This is a genomic window from Plebeiibacterium sediminum (genome assembly GCF_026013605.1).
GTDB lineage: Bacteria > Bacteroidota > Bacteroidia > Bacteroidales > Marinilabiliaceae > Saccharicrinis > Saccharicrinis sediminus.
Window position 1 is genome coordinate 1 of the sequence record NZ_JAPDPJ010000116.1, and the last position, 8,225, is coordinate 8,225.

An 8,225-nucleotide genomic window follows, 5' to 3' on the forward strand; every position below is an offset into this window, starting at 1 on the left:
GATAAATTATTTGAATTACATTGTTGCATTAAGGGCTAATGGAATGAAAATATTATTTAATACCATTAGAATTGGTATAATTAGTATTATCAATTGGAAAGATTAGACTATAAATATTACAAGAAATGAGAGTATTAGCTTTATATGGTGAAAGTAACATAAGAAAAACTTCTTCTTTGCTTCTTCTTTATAAAAGGTTATTGACTAATGGATATGTTCAGGTTAAGGATCACTATAGGTATATTAGTAACGGGGATATATTTGATGTGCTTGAAAAAGAAGGGAACTTGATAGGAATTATAACTCAGGGTGATTATGTTAAGGGTTCAAATTCAGTAAAAAATCACCTTAAAAATTTAAAAATAGCAGGTTGCCAAAAAGCTATATATGCAGCTTCTCAAACTTCTAATAAAATTCAACCTTTAGATCAGGTTAAATGCTATTCCTCACATATAATAATTCCTAAAACAATAGAGATAATGAAGTCTAAGCAACTTGCTGTTAATAGTAATGATGCTAATTTGATTTTTAACATGATATAAGTAATAGTCTCACAAAACCAATTCAATTGTATCTGTAATATTACAAATTCGCTAATTATCAGAAAATAGTGACCAAACGTAAATCATAAGGTAAAAATGGATATTTGGAAGTATATAATTGAAAATAAAATGGATATAATCCGGATATTCATTATATCCGTTGGTCTTGTTATTTGTACTAAAATATTTATAAAAATAAGAGACCTTAGATTAATAAAAAGAGTTACCTCTTTAAATCGTGGAACTAAAACAGAAAGGAACTTAGTTTTAAAACTTCTGAAAAAAGGGATTCCAGCCCAAACTATATTTCACGACTTATATGTTGTTAAGAGTAATAATAAATATTCTCAAATTGATGTAGTTGTTGCTACAACAGAAGGAATAATTGTATTTGAAGTAAAAGACTATAGTGGTTGGATATATGGTAACGGTAATTATTCACATTGGACAAAAGTTATGTCCTACGGTAAAAAGAAATATCGATTTTACAATCCGATCAAGCAAAATATCAATCATATAGAGGCACTTAAAAGGCAGCTTAAACAGTTTGAAAATATTCCTTTTTATTCAATAATAGTTTTTTATGGTGATTGTGAACTCAAAGAGATTAACTATGTCCCAAATGGTACATTCCTTGTTAAACCATCTCGAATATTTGATGTATTAAAACTTATTCGAGAAAGTAATACCCCTGCTCCATATACAAATAAAAGAAATGTTGTTGAGATTTTAAAAAAAGCAGTTGAGAATGGAACAAATATAGATTTGCAACATAAACATGCTGAAGATATAATAGATCTAGTAGGTAAGGATAGAATTTTCGATTAGCAATATAAAATTAATAAAGTCTCATCAAACGAATGTAAAAATTCTTAACATTACGGTAATGAGATAAGTGAAACAGAATCATTATTGTTATAACTTCTGAATCGGACATTTTACAAGGCTTATTGCGCGTATTTTTTGAGCTGTCCTCAGTTAGTTGATGTCCGGCGATTGCCTTATACCATTCATTGCAAAATTCATCTACATAAAAGAAAATTTCTGTAACTTTATCTTCCATAATAAACAAGTGTTTTGGTTGTTAAATATTTAAACTTCAGATACTTAAACATAATCAAAACCTTGTTTATTTCCTTGTATATCAGCTAGTTTTTTATTTCGAACTCAGGTTAATAATATTAATGTTACAAATTAATACTTGTGAGACTTAACGAAATTAATAGTGCTATTTTTAGACAGTCAGGCATCTATTTGGATGAAGCTGAGAGAAAAATAGATAATTTAGGTTAGTTATTCTTAAAAGAAATTGACTTTACTCTTCTTAACCACCCTTTCAAAAACTTTTGGTTCTGACCTCTTTGAGCAATGGTATTGTAGTAATGTATACGAGCAGATTTAATGGCATTGAATAACAATTCAGGCGGACAAATAGCTTTGATTGTGTTTTTACCAATAATTCCATCTAATTTGAGTTCACAATCAAAGAAGCGATTCAATACTTTTTGAACACCACAGCTACCCCAATAGCCAGGGGTGTTCAACGTGTATTAAACCAATTCTTTGATGCCGACTTGAAAATGGATGGTATTATCGGTAAAATGACACTTGCAGCAATTGCCAATTGCCAGCCAAAGGAACTGTTTTGGGAAATCAAAAAAGCTCGAATCCGCTATTACCACAAGATTGCCAAGAAAGGCAAAAATCACTTATTCCTTGAAGGTTGGTTGAAGCGGATTGATATCATTGAATATCAGGCTAACAATAAAGACATAAAGTAAAATATTTTTAAGAATATCAATTCGCATTTATTTATCTGAAACCATTTTCTAACTTTGTGAAAAAAATGAAATTGTGTCATGACTAATGAATAAATAGAAATGAAATATACTCTTACAAAAATATCATACGAGATTTTAAAGATTGCTAATCAAGAGGTTCCAAGGTCAATTTTTCTAAAGGAAATTTCAAAAATTATTAAAGATTGGTTGGAATGTTCTGAACTAACACTCTTGCTAAAGTTACAAAAAAGCGAAACGCAGTTTGAATTAATTAATAGTACCAAAAACGGTTTTGATTTCAAAATTGTAAACCTTGACGATTTAACAAATCATTTACAAGAGAAAGAAATATATAGCCTATGGATGTCAATATTTAAGGATAGATTTGAACATTCATCTAGTTTTTTCACTGACAAAGGAACTTTTTGGACAATAAATTTTGGCAATTTTGCCATTCCATACCGACAAAAATTAGGTATTACAACAAACAATAATAATGATAAGCAGAATGGTGATTATTCATTATTAATAATACCATTTTTGTATAGTAATGAAAGAGTTGGACTAATACAATTAAAAAATGTTAAACTTGAAATGTTTTCAAGTTTAGGAACTAATCTCCTTGAAGAATTTGCTCAAACATTAAGTGCTATTTTGATAAATCAATATACGCAATCCCTGCTGCAAGAAAGGGTGAAAGAATTGGCATTCCTATATGAATTAGCAAAAGTTACAAAGCAAAGAGATATTTCATTGGGAGAAATGTTAAATCAGATTATCAAATTAATACCTTCTGCTTGGCAGTATCCTGAAATTACCTCAGTAAGGATTACTATAAACGGAACTAAATATTCAAGCTCAAATATTGAAAATGAAACCCAAGTACTTGAATCTGACATCATTGTTGATGGTGAAAAGGTAGGTGTAATTGAAATAATTTATTCGAAACAATGCCCTGAAATATATGAGGGCCCTTTCTTTAAAGAAGAGAGAAACCTTTTGGATAATATTGCAGCAGAAATAGCTTCAATAATCAAACAGACCACTTAGTAATTTAATAATTTTATTTATGCAAATGCTTCAATGAATCCATTAGATTAGAGATTTCCGCAAAAGGTTTATCATAATGATTTAAGTAAATATTACTATGAAACTCATTTATTTCTCTTAATACTGATAGTGTTTTTTTCCATTTATTCGGACTGATACAAGCTAAAAACATATTTCTGGCTTCATCCATTCTTCTATTCGCTTTGTAAAGTACTTCTTCTCCTTCATTGGTCAGAATAAGTACTTTAGCCCTTTTATCCTGCTCATCAGGAAGTTCATTTAAAAGATTATTTTTTATTAATCTTCTTATTGTATCCATTCCTGTAGTATATTCAACTAAATGAATGTTTATCAAGTCTGTTTTTCTTGCTTTTTCAAGATTTTCTATTGTGAATAGAAATAGATACTCCAAACGAGAATTTAATGGTAAATCAATCAGATACTTTCTTATATAAAATTCTTCAAAACGAGCAATTCTCAATATATACTCTTGAAAGCGAGAATGAGGCTGTAATTTACTAAGATATTCAACTGTTTCAGGATGATAATGCAATTGACTTTTACTTTCGAGTTTGGTGTTGGTCACTTTCTTTTCTTTTATTTGCCCCGTTAACCATTCTGAAAAATTCAAAAGGTCATGTTGTTCTTGAGCTTCGTTTTCAAAAGCTTCCCACAAGTCAATTAATTCCTTTATTACTTTATAACTATTTTCCATTCAGCGAATTATTATCTGATTAAAACACATATAGCGTTTCCGATGTAAATTACATCACTAACGACACTTGGCATGCTATTTGACATTACAAATATAGTTTTTTAATACTTAAAAATGATATGAAAACAATTACACTTATTCCGCTTACTATTGGTACAGGTATTAGTCATTTTATTTCATCATTTGCAATGATTGAAAGGAATAATATGGCAATTATTGATTTCGATTATCATTCTATTGTGAAAGAAATCCTATTAGAGGATGAGGTAAATTATATTACTACAGAGTACATGCAAAAGCTGGATTTTGCAAATACTCGTTTTAATAATTCACTCATGTCATTTCCAAGCGATAAGTTAAATAAAGAAAACTTTAGAAGAGAGTTTTCCATAGATATATTAAGAGGAAATTTTTTGATTAAAAACACCGCGTTTCTTATAATTCATTATCCTATTAGACTTGATGATAATATTCTTTTTAGTTTGATGGAATATTCTGATTATGTGGTGTTTTTTGGGCATTATTCTTTAAAATCAAAACTAACACTTACAAAATTTATAAGTACTTGTTCGAAAAGCCAATTTGGGATAATTTTGTCCAAATCTGAAGATTTAACAATTTCATCAGAAACGCTACTCGATGATCCAGGGTTTAATCGAGTAAAGCTTATTGCAGACATTCCTTATAGTTTAAAATTCCAACTTGCTACCATACAAAAAAAGGCAATTCTTGAACTTAATGATAAAGGTCTGTGTAAAACAATTATTGACAGTTGGGAAAAGATAAAAACTGCGGTCTATTCTCATTCTTTTACTTTCGACTAATCAAAGTAATGAATTAGGTTATACAGCATTATAATTTCAATACTTAATATTGGAAATCATATAAAACTTTAGTAATTTTAAGTCGGTTACGATGTATTATAAATCGCATACGTTTTACGGTCTTTTTTTTTAGTTTAATTTAAAAGATTATAACATGGATACACAACAAAAAGAAATGCCTTTGCATTGGAACAAAAAGGCAATTACTGATATGGATTATGCAAGAATAATGAATCTTGTAGGTGAAGATATTGGGAAGAGCCATGTGCCACCTCAGAGTTTGCACAAGTTATATTTATTTGCTGCAAACAGCAAGAAATATAGACCTCAGGGAATTCCCAATAATTACGTAACTCTTAATTCCGAGATTATTCTGTCCAATGAAGAAAATCAGAAACAGTTAGTAAAAATTGTGCTTCCCCAAAATATTCATGGTAAAAATGATATTTCGGTGTACAGTCTACTCGGATTAGCCTGTATTGGAGCTAAAGAACACGATGTTGTTTATGTGCCATATAATAAAACCAACCAAAAGTTGTTCATTGAGGAAATAACTTTTCAACCAGAAAAGGAAAAGAAATTTAACCTATAGTAATCAAAAACAGAATGGGTTTAATACTAATTATAATTATTGCAATTATCGTTATAGAGAAATGGAGCAAGAAACATGAAAAAAGATATAGTCATGGAGGAAAAAATTAAAATAACAGAGCTGGATTACACTCGATTGAGTAATCTGGTTGGACTTGCCCGAAAAGAAAAGGGTATTGAGTTAAAAAATTTGGAAGCATTGGCGCACGAAATAAAACGAGCTGAAAAAGTTAATTCAAAAGAAATTTCATCGGAATTTATAACTATGAACTCCATTGTTCATGTTGAGAACATTGATACTCAAAAACCAATGAAAATAAAGATTGTGTATCCCAAAGAAGCAGATTTTACGAAAGGTCATGTGTCAGTACTTTCACCTTTAGGAAGTGCCCTGTTGGGCTACAAAGTTGGCGACACTGTGCAATTTGAAGCCCCTAGAGGCAAGGTTTCAATAAAAATATTGGCAATTGAGTATCAACCTGAAGCTAATGGAGAGTATGCAATTTAAATTAAAGTTTTACTATACACAGTTATACAACTTAAAAATATAAAGCTATGGAAATATTGAATAAAAAAAGCGTTTCATTATTTACGAAAAATAAAAGCAATCATAATTCGCATTTCGAATCGGAAACTAAAAACATATTGAAGGATAGATGGGATGAAAAAAGAATTTTAAATCAATATGAATATATCGTTCCTTGGCAGCAGCATGCACATCATTGTAATAAGTAACCATGTTCGATTATTATGCTTTTATCATCTTACCGATACTAATATTTTTAGCTCGAGTAGCTGATGTTAGTTTAGGAACTATACGAATAATTTTAGTTGAAAAAGGTTTTAAAAATTGGGCACCAGTATTAGGGTTCTTTGAGGTTTTAATTTGGATTTTAGCAATTAGTGAGATTATTGAAAACTTAGATAATTGGGTTTGCTATTTTGCTTATGCAGGAGGATTTGCAGCAGGCAATTATATTGGAATGAAGATAGAAAAAAGACTTGCACTTGGGCATGAGTTATTAAGAGTAATAACAAAACACGATGCTAAGGAATTAGTTAATGACCTTAAAGATGAAGGCTATGGAGTTACATTTCTTAAAGGGGAAGGAATTAAAGGAGCAGTTGGAGTAGTGTACATAATAGTAAATCGAAAGAAAATTGATAATGCTATAAAAATCATTCACGAACACAATCCAAATGCTTTATATACCATTGAAGATGTACGCTTTGTTAACAAAAATATTTTCTTTACACCCAATCCTTTAAAAAGGAAAAGGGCTGCTATACGCAAATAATTAATATAAATAATACAAAATCGCTATCATGGAAACAAAAGAAATTAAAACAAATCAAGTCAAAAGTAATTCTAAAGAATTACAAGGCTTATGTATTAACTGCGATAACAAAAAAGATTGCAATATTCGAGATACTTCCAAGAAGGTTATCCATTGCGAAGAATATATGTAGCTATCTTTTTTGTATTGATAAATAGTTATTAATGTTTTTGCAAGTTTATTTACGTTAAGGGGGGGTGTTTATAATGCCCCCTTGTCTTTTTTGTTGAGCAAAATTATGAACATAAAATCAATTTTATATACAGGTTTACATCCGAAACTGTATTCTCACTTGGGGAACGTTTATCATCACCCAATGATCGAGATAGCAGAATTAGAGGATTATGGTTTAGTTGATAAAGAAATTACCAGGTTAAACGAATATTCGATACTTATATTCACAAGTAGTTATGCGGTTATGTTTTTCTTTAAACGATTAAAGCAGATTGCCAATATTAATGATATAAAGCATCTATTTTTATTCTCCATAGGTAAACATACCTCTGCAACATTAGCATCGTTTGACATAACACCGAATTTTGAACCAATTGAAGATTCATCAGTAGGATTAGTAAAACTATTCAAGAAACTGTCTATAAGTAATGAAAAAATTCTTATACCACGTTCAAATATTGCTAGGTCGTATATGCCTGTTGAACTAAGAAAAAAAGGCAACGAAGTCAAAACCCTAGCTATTTACCGAAATATCTATCCTCAAACCATGGAAAAACAGAATCTCGATAAATTTGGAGCAATAATTTTCACCTCCCCCTCTTGTGTAGATAATTTTATGAAAACGTACGGACAATTGCCTTCAAATAAAGAGTTTATTACTAAAGGAAGGGAAACTCAAAAAAGATTAGATTATTACAAAATACATTGTTCATAATCTACCAATCCAACAATCGTTTTTCCCCTTCCAAAGCCTTAATGCCCGAAATTTCCTGAGAGACTTCAATAACGCCTTTGTAGTTTCCTTTTTCGTCATGAACAGCAAAATATTGAATAAGGATATATTCCCCACGCATTTTAATCCAAAAATCAACCTGGTCTTTTTCTCCACTTCTGAACGATTCTACAATTTGTTCAACTACATGAACACTTTCAGGCGGATGGCAGTTGCTTACTTCACGTCCAATAATAGCCGTTGTACGTGGAAAAATACGTTTAGGTGGTGTGGAGAAATAACAAACCTTGTTATTCTCATCTACAAATGTTATATCCACCGGAAGATGGTTAAAAATGAGTTTAATTTGCTCTACATTTACTTTACCTGTTCCCAAATTAATTACTCCATCATCAAATGCTGTTTCCATCTCGTCTTTTTTTATTCGTTTGGGTTGTATATAAGGAAAGCCAAGCTCAAATCCTTCCCGGTTCATAGT

At 30.2% G+C, this 8,225-nt stretch carries 12 protein-coding genes; 9 read left to right on the forward strand and 3 right to left on the reverse strand.

Going from position 1 to position 8,225, the window contains the following annotated elements; genetic code table 11:
- Positions 1-125 precede the first annotated feature (125 nt).
- Both OM075_RS23670 and OM075_RS23675 read left to right on the forward strand, forming a co-directional pair.
- Positions 126-542: a EutP/PduV family microcompartment system protein gene (locus tag OM075_RS23670; RefSeq protein WP_301193035.1), complete on the forward strand. Its 417-nt coding sequence runs from the start codon at positions 126-128 to the stop codon at positions 540-542.
- A gap of 96 nt (positions 543-638) precedes the next feature.
- The gene (locus OM075_RS23675; protein WP_301193036.1) at positions 639-1,370 is read left to right on the forward strand and encodes a nuclease-related domain-containing protein; all 732 of its coding nucleotides are present in this window, start codon (positions 639-641) and stop codon (positions 1,368-1,370) included.
- Between the two features lie 461 nt (positions 1,371-1,831).
- Here OM075_RS23675 and OM075_RS26170 read toward each other — a convergent pair whose 3' ends face one another.
- Positions 1,832-2,086, reverse strand: a complete 255-nt coding sequence (locus OM075_RS26170; protein WP_363321655.1) for a putative peptidoglycan-binding domain-containing protein — start codon at positions 2,084-2,086, stop codon at positions 1,832-1,834.
- Between OM075_RS26170 and OM075_RS23680 the strand changes: the two genes are divergently transcribed.
- Together OM075_RS23680 and OM075_RS23685 are read left to right on the forward strand one after the other, a co-directional pair.
- Positions 2,048-2,323 carry a putative peptidoglycan-binding domain-containing protein gene (locus OM075_RS23680; RefSeq protein ID WP_301193037.1) on the forward strand — a complete coding sequence of 92 codons (276 nt, stop codon included), beginning with the start codon at positions 2,048-2,050 and terminating at the stop codon, positions 2,321-2,323. The genes OM075_RS26170 and OM075_RS23680 overlap by 39 nt on opposite strands.
- A 99-nt stretch (positions 2,324-2,422) precedes the next feature.
- Positions 2,423-3,373 carry a hypothetical protein gene (locus OM075_RS23685; RefSeq protein WP_301193038.1) on the forward strand — a complete coding sequence of 317 codons (951 nt, stop codon included), beginning with the start codon at positions 2,423-2,425 and terminating at the stop codon, positions 3,371-3,373.
- Between the two features lie 13 nt (positions 3,374-3,386).
- On the opposite strand, the gene OM075_RS23690 is transcribed toward OM075_RS23685, so the two are convergent.
- Positions 3,387-4,088: a MarR family winged helix-turn-helix transcriptional regulator gene (locus OM075_RS23690; protein WP_301193039.1), complete on the reverse strand. Its 702-nt coding sequence runs from the start codon at positions 4,086-4,088 to the stop codon at positions 3,387-3,389.
- A 119-nt stretch (positions 4,089-4,207) separates the two neighbouring features.
- Between OM075_RS23690 and OM075_RS23695 the strand changes: the two genes are divergently transcribed.
- From OM075_RS23695 to OM075_RS23715, 5 genes are all read left to right on the forward strand, one after another.
- The gene (locus tag OM075_RS23695) at positions 4,208-4,912 is read left to right on the forward strand and encodes a hypothetical protein (protein WP_301193040.1); all 705 of its coding nucleotides are present in this window, start codon (positions 4,208-4,210) and stop codon (positions 4,910-4,912) included.
- 154 nt (positions 4,913-5,066) lie between these two features.
- On the forward strand, positions 5,067-5,504 hold the full coding sequence (locus OM075_RS23700) for a GreA/GreB family elongation factor (RefSeq protein ID WP_301193041.1): 438 nt from the start codon (positions 5,067-5,069) through the stop codon (positions 5,502-5,504).
- 93 nt (positions 5,505-5,597) lie between these two features.
- Complete coding sequence (rnk, locus tag OM075_RS23705; RefSeq protein ID WP_301193042.1) at positions 5,598-6,011, forward strand: nucleoside diphosphate kinase regulator; 414 nt, start codon at positions 5,598-5,600, stop codon at positions 6,009-6,011.
- Between the two features lie 229 nt (positions 6,012-6,240).
- On the forward strand, positions 6,241-6,801 hold the full coding sequence (locus OM075_RS23710; protein ID WP_301193043.1) for a DUF2179 domain-containing protein: 561 nt from the start codon (positions 6,241-6,243) through the stop codon (positions 6,799-6,801).
- A gap of 277 nt (positions 6,802-7,078) precedes the next feature.
- Entirely contained in the window at positions 7,079-7,729 is a 651-nt protein-coding gene (locus OM075_RS23715) for a uroporphyrinogen-III synthase (protein WP_301193044.1), read from the forward strand.
- A 1-nt stretch (position 7,730) separates the two neighbouring features.
- Here OM075_RS23715 and OM075_RS23720 read toward each other — a convergent pair.
- Positions 7,731-8,225: PAS domain-containing protein (locus tag OM075_RS23720; RefSeq protein ID WP_301193045.1), on the reverse strand; the 495-nt coding region annotated here is incomplete at its 5' end.